Origin of the sequence: Streptomyces sp. NBC_00631 (assembly GCF_045206895.1) — a bacterium.
GTDB lineage: Bacteria > Actinomycetota > Actinomycetes > Streptomycetales > Streptomycetaceae > Streptomyces.
The window spans coordinates 3,388,708-3,405,625 of record NZ_CP107734.1; the positions used below are offsets into that span (position 1 = coordinate 3,388,708).

The window sequence follows — 16,918 nt, forward strand, 5'->3', positions numbered from 1 at the left end:
TCACCCCGCGTCGGGACCCACGACCGAGACGAACGAGACACATCCGCCCGGCCGCCCGCCCAGGTTGTGTGTGAGGCCGAGACGTGGATTCGTCAGCTGACGCTCGCCCGCTTCACCGCGGAACTGCAGCCAGCACTCGTACAGCATCCGCAGGCCGCTCGCCCCGACGGGATGACCGAAGGACTTCAGCCCGCCGTCGGGGTTCACGGGCAGCCGGCCGTCCAGCTCGAAGGCCCCGTCCAGGACGTCCTTCCACGCCTGGCCGCGCTCGGCGAAGCCCAGGTCCTCCATCAGGACCACCTCGGTCGGGGTGAAGCAGTCGTGCACCTCGGCGAGCGATATCTGCGTGCCCGGGTCGGTGACGCCCGCCTGCCGGTAGGCGTCGGCGGCGGCATGGACCACCTCCGGGAAGGTGGTGTAGTCGTAGCCGGGGTCCATGGCTCCCCTGACGGCCCCCGCGACCAGGGACAGACCCTTCACGTACATCGGCCGGTCGGTGTAGCGCAGGGCGTCCTCGGCCCGGACGATCAGGGCGCAGGCGGCGCCGTCGGAGACCCCGGAGCAGTCGAAGACCCCGAGCCGTCCGGCCACCAGCGGCGCCCGCTCGATCGTCTCCTTGGCGACCACGGAGCGGAACTGGGCCTTGGGGTTGCGGGCGCCGTTGGCGTGGTTCTTCCACGCGACGTGCGTCATCGCCTCCCGCATGGCGGCCGGATCCACCCCGTACCGTGCGCAGTACGCCGGATCGAGCAGGGAGAAGGCGGCCGGCGCGGTCAGTGACAGCTCGGGCGCCGTGCCGTCGCCCGGCGGGTCGGAGCGCAGCAGCCCGGAGAAGCCGGAGTCCTTCAGCTTCTCCACGCCGACGGCCATCACCGTGTCGTACGCCCCGGAGGCGACCGCGTAGCAGGCGTTGCGGAAGGCCTCCGATCCGGTGGCGCAGTAGTTCTCGACCCGGGTGACGGGCTTGTGATCCAGGGCCAGCGGGCGGCTGAGCGTGAGGCCGGACTGTCCGGAGCCGAGGGTGCCCAGCCAGTAGGCGTCCACGTCCTCGGCCGCCAGGGCTGGGGTCCCCGCGAAGCACTCCTGGGTCGCGTCGAGGAGGAGGTCGTCCGCCGAACGCTCCCAGTGCTCGCCGAAGGAGGTGCACCCCATGCCGACAACCGCGACCCTGTCGCGGATCCCGTTGCTGCTCATGCCGTGCCCTCCCGCTCACTCGTGTCCGCCGCATCGGAGGCCGTCGTACCTGCCCTCGTACCGGCCGTCGTACGGGCCTTCCAGAAGTAGTTGTGCACGCCATTCGCGGTGTGCAGCCGCCGGAAGACCGGCTCGACCCGTACGCCCACGTCGAGTTCGTCGGCCACCGTGTCGGCGATCTCCAGCGTGCAACGCCCGCCGCCGTCGAAGTCGACCACCGCGTCGATCAGCGGGGGCGAGGGCGAGTGGGCGAGCCGGTCGACGGTGTACGTCGCCACCGTGCCGGTCGTCCCGGCCAGCGGCACGGCCGCCATCGCGTCCACCGCGCCGCAGTCCTTGCACACCCGGGCGGGCGGCAGGTGGACGAAGCCGCAGTTCTCACAGCGGCTGCCGGTGAACCCGAACTTCCACCCCTCCCCGCGTGCCGAGGGCGGTCCTGCCGGCCGATCCGGTTCGGGCCTGCGCGGCGGCTCCCGCTCCAGCCATCCGCGCCAGGTCAGATACGTCGGGTACGGGACGGACCGGCCCTCGGCGAGTTGCCGGGCCAGGGGGTCGTGCTGCCTGGCCGAGGGGAGGCGGTCGGTGGTCCGCAGCAGGAGGGCGTCGCAGCCGTCTGCGGCGGAGAGCAGCAGGATGGTCTCGTCGGCGCCGGCGCGGTCGAGGACATCGGCCAGGGCGAGCCCGGCGTCGGCCGCCCCGGAATACCCGAGAGGTGAGCCGCTCGCCGACAGGCGTGCGGGGAAAACCTTGGGGGCGCGCTTGCGGACGGCCGCGTTCGGCGAGACGAGCAGCACGTGGTCGGGTTGTCCGGTGCCGGCGGCTTTCAGAGCGCGCTGTCCGGTGTCCTCGATCAGCGGCAGGTAGCGTTCCAGGCCGAACCGTTCCTCCCACTGCTCGCCGGACGGGCTCCCCGGGGTGCGCCAGCGGTCGAGGAACTCGGCGGTGGCCGAGGTGTGGGCGAGGATCTCGGCGACCGCCGCGTCCGCCGCGCCGAAGAGGAAGGCCGCCGCGCCGTCTCCCCCGTCCCGCTCGTCGGCCGAGCCGGGGCGCCCGGTGCGGACGTCGGACAGTACGGCGAGACCGCCGTCGAGCCCGGCGGCGCGGAGCGCGGCGATCCCGGAGCGCGCGGAGCCTGCCAGGTCCGCCGCGAAGGTGTCGCGCGGCAGGCCGAGTGCGGCGTGCAGGGCGCAGGCGTTGGTCTTGTCGAGGTAGGCGGGAGAGGTGGTCGCGAAGTACAGCGACGCCGGTGCGAGCTGGGCGGATCGTAGCCGGCGAGCGGCTTCGACACCCATGGTGGTGCTGTCCTCGTCGAAGGATGCGGCGACACGGGCGCCGCGGCCCGCTCGGACACCGAGGGCGGTGCCCAGTTCGTCGCGCATGACGCGGTGCCGGGGAAGGTAGGTGGCGTAGGAGACGATGCCGTAGGGGCTGCGGGGCAGGGTGGTCGTCATGGTGGTCAGGCCGCCTCGAAGATCGCGGCCATGCCCTGGCCGCCGCCGATGCACATGGTCTCGAGGGCGTACCGGCCGCCACGGCGCCGCAGTTCGTGCAGCATGGTGGCGAGGACGCGTACCCCCGTGGCGGCGATGGGGTGGCCGAGCGAGATTCCCGAGCCGTTGACGTTGAGCCGGTCGTCGTCCTCGTCGTACTTGAACCCCCATTCCTTCACGACGGCGAGCACCTGGCAGGCGAACGCCTCATTCAGCTCGACGAGGTCGAGGTCGTCGAAGCCCAGCCCGGTCCGGGCGAACAGCTTGGCGACCGCCGGCACCGGGCCGATGCCCATGACCGAGGGCTCGCAGCCGGCGGCCGCCCAGCCGCGCAGGAAACCCATGGGTTCCAGGCCGAGTTCGCCGAGCTTGTCCTCGGCAACCACGAGACAGGCCGCGGCGGCGTCGTTCTGCTGGCTGGAGTTGCCCGCGGTGACGGTTCCGTCGGGCAGCAACGGACGGAGTCCGGCGAGGATCTCTTCGGTGGTGCCGGGGCGGATGCCCTCGTCGCGTTCGCACGACAAGGGGTCACCGGGTCGCCGGCGAGGAAGGTCGACCGGCACGATCTCGTCGGCGAAGCGTCCGGCGTCCCGGGCTTCGGCGGCCCGCCGGTGACTGCGGGCCGCGTACGCGTCGGCCTCCTCGCGGGTGATGGCGTAGCGCTCGGCGAGGTTCTCGGCCGTCTCGATCATTCCGCTGATGGGGCCGAACCGCTCCTGCGGCTGCGAGCGTTCCCGGCCCCGGTCGAGGCGGTCGTAGAGCTGTACGGTGCCGGAGCGGCTGCCCCAGCGGACGTCCGGGGAGTAGTGCTCGATGTTGCTCATGCTCTCCACGCCGCCCGCCAGGACCACGTCGGCGGCTCCGGTCTGGATCATCATCGCGGCGGTGACCACGGCCTGGAGTCCGCCGCCGCAGCGCCGGTCGAGCTGGAAGCCGGGCACCTCGACCGGCAGACCGGCCCTCAGGGCGGCCCAGCGGCCGATGCACGGGGCCTCGGAGTTGGCGTACGACTGGGCGAAGACGACATCGTCGATGCGGTGCGGGTCGACGCCGGAGCGCTCGACCACGGCCTTGATGACGGTGGCGGCCAGGTCGTGCGCGGGTACGGGGCGCAGGGTGCCGCCGAAGGTGCCGACGGGGGTGCGCAGCGGTGTGACGATCGCTGCGCGGCGCAGGGCTGTCATGCCGGGGCTCCTTGCTCTTCGAGCGCGGCTTCCAGCGCCGCTCGGTGGTCGGGGTGGGCGATGGCGAGCATGCGTTCACGGCGTACGCTCAGCGGCTGTCCGCGCAGGTCGGCGACGCCGTACTCGGTGACGAAGAGTCCCGCGTCGCTGCGGGAGGTGCTGACCGGGCCGGACAGCCGGGCCACGATGCGGCTGGCGGTACCGGCGGTGGAGGGCAGGGCGACGACGGGCAGGCCGCCGGGTGACTGGGCGGCTCCGCGCAGGAAGTCACCGGCTCCGCCGACCGCACCGACGTAACTCCCCCTGACCAGCTCGGAGTTGACCTGCCCGGTGAGGTCCACCTCGATGGCCGAGTTGATGGCGACCAGCCGGTGCTGGGCGGCCAGCGTCCGCGGGTCGTGGGTGTAGGCGGTGTCGCGCAGCTGGATCGCGGGGTTGCGGTGGGCGTAGCGGAACAGCCGCCGGGTGCCCATCAGCAGGCCGCCGACCGAGCGGCCCCGGTCGAGGGTCTTACGGGCGCCCGTCACCACTCCCCCCTCGATCAGGTCCATGGCCGCGTCGTTGATCAGGCCGGAGTGGATGCCCAGGTCACGGCGGTCCGTCAGCAGCCCGAGCACGGCCTCCGGAAGCCCGCCGACGCCGAACTGGAGCGTGACCCCGTCCTCCACCAGGCCGGCCACGCGGGCCGCCACTTGTGCGGTGACGACGTCGGATACGGCGGGCCGGATCTCGGCGGGCGGGCGGGACGTGTGGATCACGACGTCGAGGTCGGCGGCACCCAGCGTGCGGGAGCCACAGGTCTGCGGGACCTGGTCGTTGACCTCGGCGATCACCACCCGCGCGGTGTGCAGGGCCGCGCTCAGGTAGTCGTCGGCCAGCCCCGGGCTGTGGCGACCGTGCTCGTCCGCCGGAGGGAGCTGGATGAGCACCACGTCGGCGCGGACGGGGCCCGTGGTGAGCAGACCGGGGAGGCTGGAATAGGGGGCGGGGAGCACGTCCAGCTTTCCCGCCCGGTGCAGGGCCCGGTTGCCGCCGCTGCCGGTGTAGGAAACGAAGGAGACCATGTCCGCGTGGTCCGTCCGCACGGTGTCGGTGGCCGGGATCCCGAGGAAGCAGCTGAAGGGCCCGATCCCGGCGCGCTGACGCATCAGCCGCTCGGTCAGGGTCAGCGGCTCGGCGCACGCCTGGCCCCAGGCAACGGTGTCGCCCGCCCGGACGTAGTGGGACAGGTCGAGTTCGTCGGGTGCGATGACATCCATGTGCCGGCCCGTCAACTGCCGGCGTCTTCGCGCCAGCGGTCCGCCGAGGGGTCGAGCAGCCTGGACATGTGTCCGTCGGGGAGCCACACCAGGGCTTCCAGTTCGAGTGCGTCCAGGTGTCTGACCCGCCCGGTGCGCCGGTCCTCCAGCCGGAGCCGGGGACCGTTGGCGGTGGTGTCCACGCTCACCGCGACCTCGGCGAACTCGCTGCCCACGATCTCGTTGTCGTTCATCGGCGCCGCCCTCAGATCAGGAAGGACAGGGTCGGCAGCGCACGGTCGTGGTCGACCAGGACGACCTTCTTGTACGCCAGCCGCAGCCGTCCGTCGACGAGACGCAGCCGGTACGTGGTGCGCCCGGCCCAGATCTCCTTGCCGCGCTCGCGGGACTCGACCAGCACGAAGTTGGCGCCGACGGTCAGGTCTCCGGGCTCCCGGCCCGGACCGGCGTCGTCGTCGTCGAGGATCTCCACGTTGGAGACGATCCGGCGCAGATGGGAGGGCGGTGACTGGGCGTACCGCTTGCCGGTCCTGAGCTGCCCCAGCCGGGTGGCGATACGACTGCGGTTGTCGCTGATCACCGACATCTGCTGTACGGGGTCACCGTCCGGGGCGCCGGCGGGCACCCAGTAGAGGGCGTCGTCGGTCCACAGCGCCTCCCACGCGTCGTAGTCGTGCTCGTCCGCGTAACGGGCCTCGCGGTACAGGAACTGCTCCACCTGGCGCAGGTCCAGTGCGGTGTCGTCGGTGGTGGCCGGTGCGGTCACTTCTCAAGCCTCCATCAGGTTCCGGTAGTGCGACCAGAAGCCCCGCATGCCCGTCTCGTCGGTCGCGGTGCCGATACGGAATCCGTTGTCGTCGGTGCGTTCCCGCTCCACTCCGCGCCGGATGTCGACCCATTCCGGCTCGCGCAGGGCGACGCCGCGCTGGTTGCGCTCGTACATCTCGGTGTCGTCGGCGAGCAGCATCCCGGCCGGCCCGGCCGAGCCGACGCACTGCGACACCATGCGCCGGTTGAGTTCGGGGGCGCCCTTGAGCTGGATGGCGGTGGCGTGCTGGACGCACTCCCCGGCCGCCAGCGGCTGGATGACGAAGAGCTGGATCTCGGCGATGAAGAGGTTGGGGAAGATCATCACGTGCGGGGAGCCCTCCACGAGGATCTCCTCGGCGGCGGGGCCGTGGACTTCCCTCATACGCGCCACGTACTGGGGCACCCGGTCCTCGGTGGTGCCGAACCAGCGCATCGGCTCGCCGAAGCGGCGGAACTCCGGGCGCAGGTCGTTCTCGCTGTGGCCGCCTCCCAGGTCGCGGGTCACGGCCGTGGAATTGTCGCTGTACAGGGCGCCGATCGGACTGCCGGTGACGCTGAAGATGGAGCCGTGCACGAACTGCGGGTGGTAGCCGTCCGTCTCGTTCTCCGCGAGGAGCTTCCAGTTGGCGCGCGTGCGGTGCTTGAGCCAGCCGGCGGTGAGTTCGACCTCGCCCTCCGGGGAGAGCCGTGCGAGCCGGTCCAGTTCTCCGGCGGCGGCGCCGAGGTGTTCGGTGAGCGTCGGGCCGTCGGATGCGAAGCTGCCGAAGACGAAGCCCTGGTGGGAGGCGACCCTGGGGAGACGGCCGAGGCCAAGGGCGAGCTTGCCCTTGCCGCCGTAGCCCTTGTTGTAGGGGTAGCCCAGCAGGTCGCCGTTGTTGCGGTAGGTCCAGCCGTGGTAGGGGCAGCGGAAGGAGTTGGAGTTGCCGCTGGGCGCGTCGCACACCAGGTTGGCGCGGTGTGCGCAGCGGTTGAGCAGCAGGTGCACCTCGCCGTCGCGGTCCCGGGTCATGACGACGTCCTGCGGACCGATGTTCTTGCGTACGTAGTCGCCCGGTTGGGGGACCTCGCTCTCATGCCCGACGTAGACCCAGGTGCGGTACCAGATGCGCTCCAGTTCTTCGGCGAAGATCTCCGGATCGGTGTAGAGCGATCCGTGCACCCTGGTCGGCTGGATCAGCCGTGCGTACTTGTCCGTCTGCTGGTGTGCCGTCTCCGGCAGCGTGGCCGTCATGCTTCGCCATCCTCGATTCGCTTCTGGGCGTACTGCGCCAGCCGGAACTTCTGCACCTTGCCGGTGGGGGTGGTGGGCAGTTCGGCGGCGTCCAGGAACAGCACGTGCTTGGGGACCTTGAACCGCGCGAGCCGTTGCTTGCACAGCGCGACGACATCCGCGGCCAAGAGGTCCGCGCCGGGAGCACGGACCACACAGGCGCAGCCGGCGTCGCCCCACCGTTCGTCGGGCACGCCCACCAGGTAGACCTGGCTGATCGCGGGGTGGGCGGTGAGCAGGTCCTCGATCTCCTTGGGCATGACCAGTTCGCCGCCGCTCTTGTACAACTCCTTTGTACGGCCGGTGACTTCGAGGTAGCCGTCGTCCCGGACCCGGCCCAGGTCGCCGGAGTGCACCCAGCCGTCCCGCAGGGCCTTCGCGGTCTCCTCGGGTTTCTTCCAGAAGCCCCACATGTGCGTCGGGCCCCGGGAGACAAGTTCGCCCTCGGCTCCGGGAGGAAGGTCCTCGCCGGTGAGCGGGTCGATCGCCTTGTACGTGGCGAGCGTGCCGTCGGGCAGTCCGGCCACGCCGGCGAGTTTGGGTCTGCCGACGGTGCCCGCGTGCCGCTCCAGCGGATCTTCGGGAAGGGTCAACGTCATCGCGCCGCCGCACTCGGTCATGCCGTATCCCGTGGTGATCTCCTCCACGCCGAGTTCCGCACGCACCCGCTTCCAGAGCCAGACCGGGGCCGGGGCCGCGCCGGACAGCAGCGCGGTGAGCGAGGAGAGGTCGTGGTCCTCGCGTGCGGGGTGTTCCAGCAGGGCCACGGTCATCGTGGGCACGCAGAGGATGTCGGTGGCGCGGTGGCGCTGGATCCCGGCGAGGTAACGGACCGGGTCGAAGGCGGTCTGCGGGACGATCGCGCCGCCGACCGTCATCGCGGCGAGCATCCCCTCGACGTAGCCGAACATGTGGTAGCAGGGCAGCGAGAACAGGATCCTCCGGCCGTCCTGGAACGCCCTGGTCAGGGCCGAGGCGTAGGCGGTCCGCAGCACGGAGTCATGGGTGACGAGGACCCCCTTGGGCGAGCCGGTGGTGCCGGAGGTGTAGAGCAGGTCCCCGATGTCGTCCGGCCGGGCAGCTCCGGCGGGGCACTCCCCTCGGTGGCGGTCGCCCAAGTCCGCGAGCGAGTCCACGGTCGGCACGCCGTCGCGCGGCTCGGTGCCCTCGGTGGGCAGCAGGACGACCTGCCGCAGGTGCGGCAGCGCGGTCGCCGCGCCGGTGTCCCAGCCGGGTGCGACGGCGTCGAGCATGCTCTGGTAGTCGAGGTCGCCGAACGCGGTCATGGAGATCAGGACGGAGCACTCGGACTGGGCCAGGACGTAGGCCAGTTCCTCCTGGCGGTAGAGGTAGTTGAACGGGATCGCCACGGCACCGGTCCGGGCGACGGCGAACTTCAGTGGGGCGAACTCCAGGAAGTTCGCCATTAGCAACCCCACCCGGTCGCCGGGGCACACACCGAGCGCGGCGAGGCCGTCCGCGAGGCGGGCGGCCCACTCGGCCGTCTCGGCGTAGCCGATGGTCCGCTCGTCCGTGATGACGAAGGGACGGTCTCCGTACCGCGCGGCGCAATGGTCGAGCCAGTCGTCGAGGGTGCGTGGGGTCCAGCGCGGGAACCGGGCACTCAGGTGCTCGCGGCGCCGCTCGATTTCCGATGTCACGAAACACCTCCTTTTTCTAATTGACGTTAGATTAAATGACGAGGGCGGAGATAGGCAACCACCGCTTCACGGGACTCACCCCAGACGGCGCAGGATCCCCGCGGCGGCGGCCTCACGGAGCTTGAACTTGCGCACCTTGCCGGCCGGAGTGACCGGCATCTCGTCGGCGACGTACCAGTACTGCGGGACCTTGTACTTGGCCAGGCGGCCACGGCAGTGCTCGACCAGGGCCTCGTGCAGGCCGTCGTACACCTGTCCCCGAAGACGTACGACCGCTGCCACGGCCTCGCCCCACCTCTCGTCCGGCAGGGCCACCACGGCTGCCTCCAGCACGGCTCCGTGCCCCAGCAGGCAGGTCTCTATCTCGGCCGGCGCGATGTTCTCGCCACCGCGGATGATCAGGTCCTTCAGCCGTCCGGTGATGGTGATCACCCCGCGCGCGTCCATGGCGCCGAGATCACCTGTGTGCAGCCAGCCCTCGGCGTCGACCGTGCGCGCGGTCGCCTCCGGATCGTGCAGGTACCCGATCATCTGCTGGTAACCGCGGGCGCAGATCTCACCCGGCGTGCCGAGCGGCTGCACCTGGCCGGTCACCGGGTCGGCGATCTTGCACTCCACCTGTGGCAGCGGCCGCCCCACGGTGTCCCTGACGTCCGTGTCGTCGTCCGTGACCCGGGTGGCGGTCAGGGTGGGGCCCAGTTCCGTCTGGCCGTACAGGTTGTGCACGCGGGCGCCGAACAGTTCCCGGGTCGCCTCGATCAGGGGTGCGGGCACATTGGCGCCGCCCACGAGGACCTTGCGCAGTGCGGGGGCCGGGCCACCCGTCTCCCGGGCGGTCTCGTTCAGGGCGGACAGCATGGTGGGCACGCAGAACAGGAGGGAGGCCCGCTCCTCGCGCATCGACTCCAGTACCGGGCCGGGCCGGAACTGCTCGACCAGTACGAGGCAGCCTCCCAACCACAGGGTGCCGAGGGTGGCGACCACGCACCCGGCCGTGTGGAACATCGGCAGCGGGCTGACGTGCACCGCTCCCCGCTCGGCCTGAACCGTCTCCAGGTTCAGTCGCGCGACGTTGACCAGAGACCGATGGCTCAGCAGCACGCCCTTGGGCAGGCCGGTGGTGCCCGAGGTGTACTGGAGCATCACCGGTGCACCGGGGTCCTGGGCAGCCGCGTCCGGCAGATCCCGCGGCTCGGCGTTCCACCGGTCGTGTTCGGCGAGGGAGACCACGTGCCGCAGCCCGGGGCACCGGGGCCGGACGGCCGCGGCGACGGCCGCGAGGTCGTAGTCGCGGCTGACGTCCGCGTGCAGCAGCGCGACGGCTCCGGAGTGGTTGAGGGCATGGACGAGTTCCTCGCGCCGCAGTACGGGGTTGAGGGCGACCAGGGTCACTCCGGCCAGCGCGGCGCCGTACTGGACGATCGGCCACTCGACGACGTTCGGCGCCCACAGGGCGACGAACTCCCCCGGCTCGGCCAGCCTGAGCAGGGCTGCGGCCACCCGCCGGGCCTCGGTGTACAGCTGCCCGTAGGTCAGCCGGCGTTCCGCACCACCGCCGTGCGCGACACCTGCCAGGGCCGTGGCGTCGGCGTGGGTCACGGCCCGTTCCGCCAGCAGGGAGCCGATGGTGTGGTCGACCAGGGGCACACTCTCGTCCCTCGGCCACAGTGAGGACACCAGTGGTTCTGTCATGTTCAGCATCCCTTGAACTCGGGGCGGCGCCGTTCACGGAAGGCGGCGACGCCTTCGGCGAAGTCCGCCGAGTCGAAGAGCCGGATCTGGTGCTCGACCTCGTGGTCGAGTGCCGCGAGCGGATCGCCCCCGGCGCGGACGCCGAGCATCGCCCGCAGAGCGGAGAGCGCGAGGGGCGGGCCCTCGGCGATGCGTTCGGCGTCGGCGAGCGCCCGGTCCAACGCGGCCCCGGGCTCGGTCAGTACGTCGGCGAGGCCGAGGGTGAGCGCTTCCGGGCCCTGGACCGGGCGGGGCAGCAGGAGCAGCTGCCGGGCGGCGGCCGGACCGGTCCTGGCCGGCAGGGACACGGTGATCCCCATGTCACCGGCGAGACCGACGCTGGTGAACGCCGTGCTGAACGACGCGTCGGTCGCGGCGACCACCCGGTCGCAGGCCAGCGCGAGCGCCGCCCCCGCGCCGTACGCGAAACCCTCGACGGCTGCCACCACCGGTGTGGGCCCGTCCCAGATGGCCCGGATCACCCGCTGGGCCGCCTCGGCCCTGGGGCGGGTCTTCTCGGGACTCTGCCGACGCATCGTGGAGATGTCCCCGCCCGAACAGAAGGTGCCGCCGCTGCCGGTCAGCACGATCGCCCGTACGGTGTCGTCGGCCATCGCGGACTCCAGCATCTCCGCGAGCACCACCCGCAGCGCGAGGTCGATCGCGTTGCGCTTCTTGGGCCTGTTCAGGGTCAGTATTCGGACGGTGCCGTGGTCCTCGGCCAGCACGATGTCCTCGCCGCTGTGGTCAGTCATGGCGTCTCATCCCCTGTCACCGTCCCGTGAAGGCCGGGGGCCTGCGCTCGATGACCGCCGCCAGCCCCTCCCTGGAATCCGCCGTGCCCGACAGTTCGGCGACCGTACGGGCCTCCTCTGCCAGTCGCTCCTCGACGCCCGCGCCCACCCCGCCCCACACCAGCCGCTTGGTCGCCGCCAGCGCCAGGGGCGCACCCGCGGCGAGGCCTCCGGCGAACGCGAGGGCCTCGTCGAGCAGCCTGTCGTCCGGCACGACCCGGGTGAGCAGCCCCGCGTCCAGCGCCTCGGCGGCGGTCAGGGTGGGGTTGGTCAGCAGGATCTCCATGGCCTTGCGCAGACCCACGAGCCGGGTCAACGTCACCGAGACTCCGGCGTCCGCGACCATCCCGACCCGGACCGCGCCCGACATGAACCGCGCCGACTCCGCGGCGATGACGAAGTCCGCCGCGCACACCAGCCCGAAGCCACCGCCTCCGGCCGCGAAACCGTGCACCGCGGCGACGACCGGGGCACGCAGCTGGAGCAGCGCGGAGGTGGTGATCTGCAGCCAGGAGGTGGCCTCCCGCAGGTACTCGGGGAGTTTCTCCCCCCGGTCGGCGAAGGTGTGGACATCGCCGCCCGCGCAGAAGTGGCGGCCCTCTCCGGTGATCAGCACCACGCGCGCCCTGTCCTCGGCGTGGCAGCGCATGACGGCCGCGTGCAGTGCGCGCAGGAAGGGCACGTCCATGCCGTTGGATGCCTCCGGGCGGTTGAGCCGCAGCCGTGCGACTCCGTCCGTGTCCAGGTCCAGGAGCACCGGCCCGGAGTCGATCAGTTTGTCCGTCATCTCACTCACCTCTCGCCGTGAAGGTCTCGATTCCGGCACCGGCGGCCGCCCCGCCCAGGTGGTCGAGGACCGCGGCCCGCTCCAGGGCGAGGCCGTCCGCCAGCGGCAGCCGCAGTCCCTCGTACACCAGGCGTTTCGCGGTGCCGAGTGCCCGGGGGTCCATGCCGCCGAGCCGTTCGGCGAACGCGGCGACCGCCTCCTCGAACCCGTTGTCCGGCAGGCACTGGTACGCCAGCCCCCAGGCCACGGCCTCCGTGCCGGACAGCCGGTCCCCGGTGAGGATGTGGGCCAGGGCCCGTTGACGACCCACGAGGCGGGGCAGCCGCTGGGTGCTGCCGCCGCCCGGTATCTGGCCGAAGTTGGCATGCGTGTCGGAGATCCGGGCGTCCTCGCTCACCAGAGCGATGTCGCAGGACTGCATCAGTTCGAAGCCGCCGGCCATGGCGTACCCCTCGACGACGGCCACCACTGGGACCGGCAGGGTCGCGATGAGGGCGCAGGCCCGGCCGAAGTTGTCGAACAGCGGCGCCATCTCCCCCGGTCCTCCGGCGCGCAGCCGCTGCAGCTCCTTGAAGTCGCCGCCGGCACAGAAGTTGCCTCCCGCGCCCCGGATCAGGACGACTCGTGCCGCCGACGCCACCTCCGTCAGGGCGCGCTCCAGCTGTGCGCCGAGTTCGACCGTGATCGCGTTCATCACTTCGGGACGATCGAGCAGGACATGGCCGACCGCACCCTCCACGCGCGTGCGCACGACCTGGGTGACCTGGGTACTCACATCGACCGCCCGCCCCCCACCTCGAGAACCGCGCCGGTCGTGTAGCTGGACAGCTCGCTCGCGAGATAGAGGACGGCCCCGGCGACCTCCTCGGGCCGTCCCGCCCGCCTCATGGGGACGTCGGCCTCGCGGGCCGCGAAGACGTCCGGCTCCATCGCCTCGGTCATGGCGGTGCGGATTAGGCCGGGCTGCACCGCGTTGACCCGCACCCCGTGGTGGGCGAGTTCCTTGGCCGCCGCCTTCGTCATGCCGACGATGCCCGCCTTGGCCGCGCTGTAGTTGGTCTGGCCGGGGTTGCCGGACTTCCCGGACAGCGAGGAGATGTTCACGATCGAGCCGCTTCTGGCCTCGCGCATCACCGCCGCGGCCGCCCGGACGCCGAGCCAGGTCCCCCTGAGGTGCACGCCGATCACGGCGTCGAAGTCCTCCGCGGTCATCTTCCTCAGCGAGGCGTCACGGGTGATCCCCGCGTTGTTCACCAGAACGTCCAACGCGCCGAACCGCTCGACGGCCCGCCCCACCATGTTCTCGACCGCCGACTCGTCCGTGACGTCACAGCCGAGAGCCAGTACGGAAGCCGGGTCGTCACCGCCGATGTCGGCTGCGGCCCGCTCGGCGCGTCCGGCGTCCACGTCGGCCACGGTCACCCGTGCGCCGTGCTCGTGCAGCAGCCGGGCGATCGCCAGACCGATCCCCTGGCCGGCGCCCGTGACGATCGCGGACCGGCCCGCTATCAGCCCGCCCATCAGCCGAGATACCGTACGACGGACTCCACGACGCAAGCCGGCTTCGCGCCGCCCTCGATCTCGATGACCGTCGACAACTTCAGCTGGACCGCGCCGTCGAGCGGCGTGACCTCGGTGATCGTCGAGGTGGCCCGCAGCTTGGCACCGACGGGCACCGGGGCGGGGAAGCGCACCTTGTCGAGCCCGTAGTTCACGGCCATGCTCACCCCCTCGACCTGGTAGAGCCGCTGCAGGAACACCGGCAGCAGGGACAGCGTGAGCAGGCCGTGCGCGATGGTGGAGCCGAAGGGCCCCTGGGCCGCGCGCCCGGCGTCCACATGGATCCACTGGTGGTCCCCCGTGGCGTCGGCGAACCGGTCGATGCGCTCCTGGTCCACCTCGACCCAGTCGGTGGTGCCGAGCGACACGCCTGCCGCGGCGGCGAGTCCGGCTAGTCCGTTGAAGATCTTCATGTCGCGCTCCGGGGCTGGTCAGAATTTTGAATCTAATCTAGATTCATAAATCGCAACGGGTCAACGGTTGCGCAACGGGCCAACGGTTTGCAGCGGGCCGCGCACCACGAGGGAGCGAGCGGATGGATCTGGAACTCGGCGGGGCACGGGTGTTGGTCACCGGTGGTGCCTCGAACATCGGCCGGGGCATCGTGCACGGCTTCGCCGCGGAAGGCGCCCGTGTGCTGATCTGCGACATCGACGCGGAGCAGGCCGCCAAGACACATGCCGAAGCGTTGGAACGGGGAGCGGCCGGGGCGGAGGTCGCCGTCATCGACCTGACGGCCGAGGGTGCCGGCGCCACGGCCGTCGAACACATCGTCGCCGCCTGGGGCGGAATCGACGTGCTGGTGAACAACGCGGGGCTGAGCCTGCCGGGGTTCGTCGCCCAGGACGCGGACCGCGACGGCTGGCGGCGGATGGTGGACCTCAATTTGTTCGGTTCCGTCGAGTGCACCCGTGCGGCCCTCGACGTGATGCGGCCCGAGGGCCACGGATCCATCGTGTTCATCTCCAGCGACGCCGCCTTCGGGGAGATACGGCAGGGGGTGTACGGGGCGACCAAGGCGGCGGTGATCGCCTTCGCCCGCACGGTCGCCCGGGAGCACGGCCGGGACGGCATCCGGTCCAACGTCGTCTGCCCGGGACTCGTCGTCCCCCAGAGCCCGGACGCGATCGGGACGGGCAGCCTGTGGGCCCGGGGCGACCAGTCGCCCGTCTTCGACGACCGGCAGATCGAGGCAGTCCGCAAGAACATCCCACTGCGCCGGCTCACCACGCCGGAAGACATCGCGGACGCCGTGGTCTGGGTCTCCTCGGCGCGTCGCGCCCGGCAGGCGACGGGCCAGGTCTTCTCGGTCAGCGGCGGCTACTCGATGCCGTAGGAGGCGCGCTCAGTGAACACCACCAGCAGCAACGGCACCGGGACACCGGCCGTCAAGGCGGCGGCGACCCGAGACCGCATTCTCGCCGCGGCCGCTCGGACGCTGAGCCTCAAGGGCTACTCCGCGACCAGGCTGGCCGACATCGCCGAACGGGCCGGTGTGCGTCCGCCCGCCGTGTACTACTACTTCCCCTCCCGCGAGGAGCTGATCGCCGAGGTGATGGCGGTCGGCCAGCTGCGGCTTCGGGAGCACGTCGAGACCGCGCTGGCCGCGCTGCCCGACGACACTCCCCCGATGGACCGGATCTGTGCCGCCGTCGAGGCGCATCTGCAGGTCGAGCTGCACCTGTCGGACTTCGCGACCGCGGTCAGCCGCAACAGCGGACAGCTGCCCGAGGACATCCGCGCCCGCCTGCGGGCGGACAGCGGCGCCTACTTCGACCTGTGGCGGGACCTGCTGGCGAGAGCCAGGGCCGCGGGAGCCATCAGGAACGACATCGACCTGCGAGCGGCGCGCATGCTCGTCATGGGAGCCCTCAACTGGACGCCGGAGTGGTGGAACCCGCGGCAGGGTTCGCTGACCGGTGTCATCCGCACCGCGCAGAGCCTGGTGCGGCACGGCCTGGGTGTGCCCTGACCCCGGGCCCGCCCTCATCACCCCTTCGCACAGCACACTGGAGGATCGTCATGCCCGAGGCCTACATCGTCGACGCGGTACGCACCCCGGTCGGCAAACGCGGCGGCGGCTTCGCCGGAACACACCCGGCCGATCTCGCCGCCCACGTCATCCGCTCACTGGTCGCACGCCACGGCTTCGACCCTGCCGCCGTCGACGACGTCATTCTCGGCTGCCTCGACCAGATCGGCTCGCAGGCCGGCGACATCGCGCGGACCAGCGCGCTGGCCGCCGGGCTGCCCGAGTCGGTGCCCGGTACGACCATCGACCGGCAGTGCGGCTCGTCCCAGCAGGCGGTCCACTTCGCCGCGCAGGCCGTCATGTCCGGCACGGCCGACCTCATCGTGGCCGGCGGTGTGCAGAAGATGAGCCAGTTCCCCATCCTGTCCGGGTTCACCGCCGGCGAGCCCTACGGGTCGACCGATCCGTGGACCGACTGCAAGGGCTGGCACGCCCGCTACGGCGACCAGGAGATCTCCCAGTTCCGCGGCGCGGAGATGATCGCGGAGAAGTGGGGCGTGGAACGCGCGGTCATGGAGGAGTTCGCGCTGGAGAGTCACCGCCGGGCCCTGACAGCCCAGCGGGAGGGCCGGTTCGACGCGGAGATCATCCCGTTCGAAGGGGTCGTGTCGGACGAGGGTCCGCGGCCGGACACCACACTGGAGAAGATGGCGGGACTCCCGACACTGACGCCCGGCGGACGATTGACCGCCGCAGTGGCCAGCCAGATCTCCGACGCCTCCTCCGCGATGCTGATCGCCTCGGAGGACGCCGTACGCACGCACTCCCTCACGCCCCGGGCCCGCATCCACCACATGTCGGTGCGTGGCTCCGACCCGGTCATGATGCTCACCGCTCCCATCCCTGCCACGGAGCACGCCCTCAAGAAGTCCGGACTCACCATCGACGACATCGATCTCGTCGAGATCAACGAGGCGTTCGCCTCCGTGGTGCTCGCCTGGCAGGCCGACATCGGCGCCGATCCCGCCCGGGTCAACGTCAACGGCGGTGCCATCGCCCTCGGTCACCCGCTCGGGGCCACCGGCACACGGCTGATGACCACCCTGCTCCACGAGCTGGAGCGCACCGGCGGCCGCTACGGTCTGCAGACCATGTGCGAGGGCGGCGGTCAGGCCAACGTCACCATCATCGAGAGGCTCGGCTGAC

Annotated in this window: 17 protein-coding genes; 3 read left to right on the forward strand and 14 right to left on the reverse strand. The window is 71.3% G+C overall.

All coding sequences use genetic code 11. The features are described from left to right. From OHB00_RS15610 to OHB00_RS15675, 14 genes are all read right to left on the reverse strand, one after another. Complete coding sequence (locus tag OHB00_RS15610) at positions 1-1,194, reverse strand: acetyl-CoA acetyltransferase (protein WP_406435300.1); 1,194 nt, start codon at positions 1,192-1,194, stop codon at positions 1-3. Then, positions 1,191-2,645, reverse strand: a complete 1,455-nt coding sequence (locus OHB00_RS15615) for an OB-fold domain-containing protein (protein WP_406435302.1) — start codon at positions 2,643-2,645, stop codon at positions 1,191-1,193. The genes OHB00_RS15610 and OHB00_RS15615 overlap by 4 nt, the downstream gene beginning before the upstream one ends. A gap of 5 nt (positions 2,646-2,650) precedes the next feature. Further along, positions 2,651-3,868, reverse strand: a complete 1,218-nt coding sequence (locus OHB00_RS15620; RefSeq protein WP_406435304.1) for an acetyl-CoA C-acetyltransferase — start codon at positions 3,866-3,868, stop codon at positions 2,651-2,653. Further along, on the reverse strand, positions 3,865-5,127 hold the full coding sequence (locus OHB00_RS15625; RefSeq protein WP_406435306.1) for an acetyl-CoA hydrolase/transferase family protein: 1,263 nt from the start codon (positions 5,125-5,127) through the stop codon (positions 3,865-3,867). Before OHB00_RS15625 ends, OHB00_RS15620 begins: the two co-directional genes overlap by 4 nt. Positions 5,128-5,138: 11 nt before the next feature. Further along, entirely contained in the window at positions 5,139-5,360 is a 222-nt protein-coding gene (locus OHB00_RS15630; RefSeq protein WP_406435308.1) for a hypothetical protein, read from the reverse strand. 11 nt (positions 5,361-5,371) lie between these two features. After that, positions 5,372-5,893: an aromatic-ring-hydroxylating dioxygenase subunit beta gene (locus tag OHB00_RS15635; RefSeq protein WP_406435310.1), complete on the reverse strand. Its 522-nt coding sequence runs from the start codon at positions 5,891-5,893 to the stop codon at positions 5,372-5,374. A 3-nt stretch (positions 5,894-5,896) separates the two neighbouring features. After that, positions 5,897-7,168, reverse strand: coding sequence for a Rieske 2Fe-2S domain-containing protein (locus tag OHB00_RS15640; protein ID WP_406435312.1), 1,272 nt, complete (start codon positions 7,166-7,168; stop codon positions 5,897-5,899). Beyond that, complete coding sequence (locus OHB00_RS15645; protein ID WP_406435314.1) at positions 7,165-8,868, reverse strand: class I adenylate-forming enzyme family protein; 1,704 nt, start codon at positions 8,866-8,868, stop codon at positions 7,165-7,167. Before OHB00_RS15645 ends, OHB00_RS15640 begins: the two co-directional genes overlap by 4 nt. 75 nt (positions 8,869-8,943) lie before the next feature. Next, positions 8,944-10,560, reverse strand: a complete 1,617-nt coding sequence (locus OHB00_RS15650; RefSeq protein WP_406435316.1) for a class I adenylate-forming enzyme family protein — start codon at positions 10,558-10,560, stop codon at positions 8,944-8,946. Positions 10,561-10,562: 2 nt separating this feature from the next. Beyond that, positions 10,563-11,354: an enoyl-CoA hydratase/isomerase family protein gene (locus OHB00_RS15655; RefSeq protein WP_406435318.1), complete on the reverse strand. Its 792-nt coding sequence runs from the start codon at positions 11,352-11,354 to the stop codon at positions 10,563-10,565. 16 nt (positions 11,355-11,370) lie between these two features. Continuing rightward, on the reverse strand, positions 11,371-12,180 hold the full coding sequence (locus OHB00_RS15660; protein WP_406435320.1) for an enoyl-CoA hydratase/isomerase family protein: 810 nt from the start codon (positions 12,178-12,180) through the stop codon (positions 11,371-11,373). Position 12,181: 1 nt separating this feature from the next. Then, on the reverse strand, positions 12,182-12,955 hold the full coding sequence (locus OHB00_RS15665) for an enoyl-CoA hydratase/isomerase family protein (RefSeq protein WP_406435322.1): 774 nt from the start codon (positions 12,953-12,955) through the stop codon (positions 12,182-12,184). Continuing rightward, complete coding sequence (fabG, locus tag OHB00_RS15670) at positions 12,952-13,701, reverse strand: 3-oxoacyl-ACP reductase FabG (protein ID WP_406435324.1); 750 nt, start codon at positions 13,699-13,701, stop codon at positions 12,952-12,954. The genes OHB00_RS15665 and fabG overlap by 4 nt, the downstream gene beginning before the upstream one ends. Further along, positions 13,701-14,153 (reverse strand): MaoC family dehydratase, encoded by a 453-nt coding sequence (locus OHB00_RS15675; protein ID WP_406435326.1) that lies wholly within the window; start codon positions 14,151-14,153, stop codon positions 13,701-13,703. The genes fabG and OHB00_RS15675 overlap by 1 nt, the downstream gene beginning before the upstream one ends. 122 nt (positions 14,154-14,275) lie before the next feature. Here OHB00_RS15675 and OHB00_RS15680 point away from each other — a divergent pair, with 122 nt between their 5' ends. From OHB00_RS15680 to OHB00_RS15690, 3 genes are read left to right on the forward strand one after another with little or no spacing between them, the layout of a single operon-like run. After that, positions 14,276-15,076, forward strand: coding sequence for an SDR family NAD(P)-dependent oxidoreductase (locus tag OHB00_RS15680; RefSeq protein WP_406435328.1), 801 nt, complete (start codon positions 14,276-14,278; stop codon positions 15,074-15,076). A 12-nt stretch (positions 15,077-15,088) separates the two neighbouring features. After that, on the forward strand, positions 15,089-15,712 hold the full coding sequence (locus OHB00_RS15685) for a TetR/AcrR family transcriptional regulator (protein ID WP_406435330.1): 624 nt from the start codon (positions 15,089-15,091) through the stop codon (positions 15,710-15,712). 50 nt (positions 15,713-15,762) lie between these two features. Further along, positions 15,763-16,917 (forward strand): acetyl-CoA C-acetyltransferase, encoded by a 1,155-nt coding sequence (locus OHB00_RS15690; protein WP_406435332.1) that lies wholly within the window; start codon positions 15,763-15,765, stop codon positions 16,915-16,917. Position 16,918: the final 1 nt, after the last annotated feature.

Bases quoted from the DNA above. Each gene is read 5' to 3' on its own strand.
- OHB00_RS15650 (WP_406435316.1), bottom strand. From the start codon at position 10,560: ATGACAGAACCACTGGTGTCCTCACTGTGGCCGAGGGACGAGAGTGTG.
- OHB00_RS15625 (WP_406435306.1), bottom strand. From the start codon at position 5,127: ATGGATGTCATCGCACCCGACGAACTCGACCTGTCCCACTACGTCCGG.
- OHB00_RS15610 (WP_406435300.1), bottom strand. From the start codon at position 1,194: ATGAGCAGCAACGGGATCCGCGACAGGGTCGCGGTTGTCGGCATGGGG.
- OHB00_RS15630 (WP_406435308.1), bottom strand. From the start codon at position 5,360: ATGAACGACAACGAGATCGTGGGCAGCGAGTTCGCCGAGGTCGCGGTG.
- OHB00_RS15620 (WP_406435304.1), bottom strand. From the start codon at position 3,868: ATGACAGCCCTGCGCCGCGCAGCGATCGTCACACCGCTGCGCACCCCC.
- OHB00_RS15615 (WP_406435302.1), bottom strand. From the start codon at position 2,645: ATGACGACCACCCTGCCCCGCAGCCCCTACGGCATCGTCTCCTACGCC.
- OHB00_RS15690 (WP_406435332.1), top strand. From the start codon at position 15,763: ATGCCCGAGGCCTACATCGTCGACGCGGTACGCACCCCGGTCGGCAAA.
- OHB00_RS15640 (WP_406435312.1), bottom strand. From the start codon at position 7,168: ATGACGGCCACGCTGCCGGAGACGGCACACCAGCAGACGGACAAGTAC.
- OHB00_RS15675 (WP_406435326.1), bottom strand. From the start codon at position 14,153: ATGAAGATCTTCAACGGACTAGCCGGACTCGCCGCCGCGGCAGGCGTG.
- OHB00_RS15660 (WP_406435320.1), bottom strand. From the start codon at position 12,180: ATGACGGACAAACTGATCGACTCCGGGCCGGTGCTCCTGGACCTGGAC.
- fabG (WP_406435324.1), bottom strand. From the start codon at position 13,701: ATGGGCGGGCTGATAGCGGGCCGGTCCGCGATCGTCACGGGCGCCGGC.
- OHB00_RS15680 (WP_406435328.1), top strand. From the start codon at position 14,276: ATGGATCTGGAACTCGGCGGGGCACGGGTGTTGGTCACCGGTGGTGCC.
- OHB00_RS15655 (WP_406435318.1), bottom strand. From the start codon at position 11,354: ATGACTGACCACAGCGGCGAGGACATCGTGCTGGCCGAGGACCACGGC.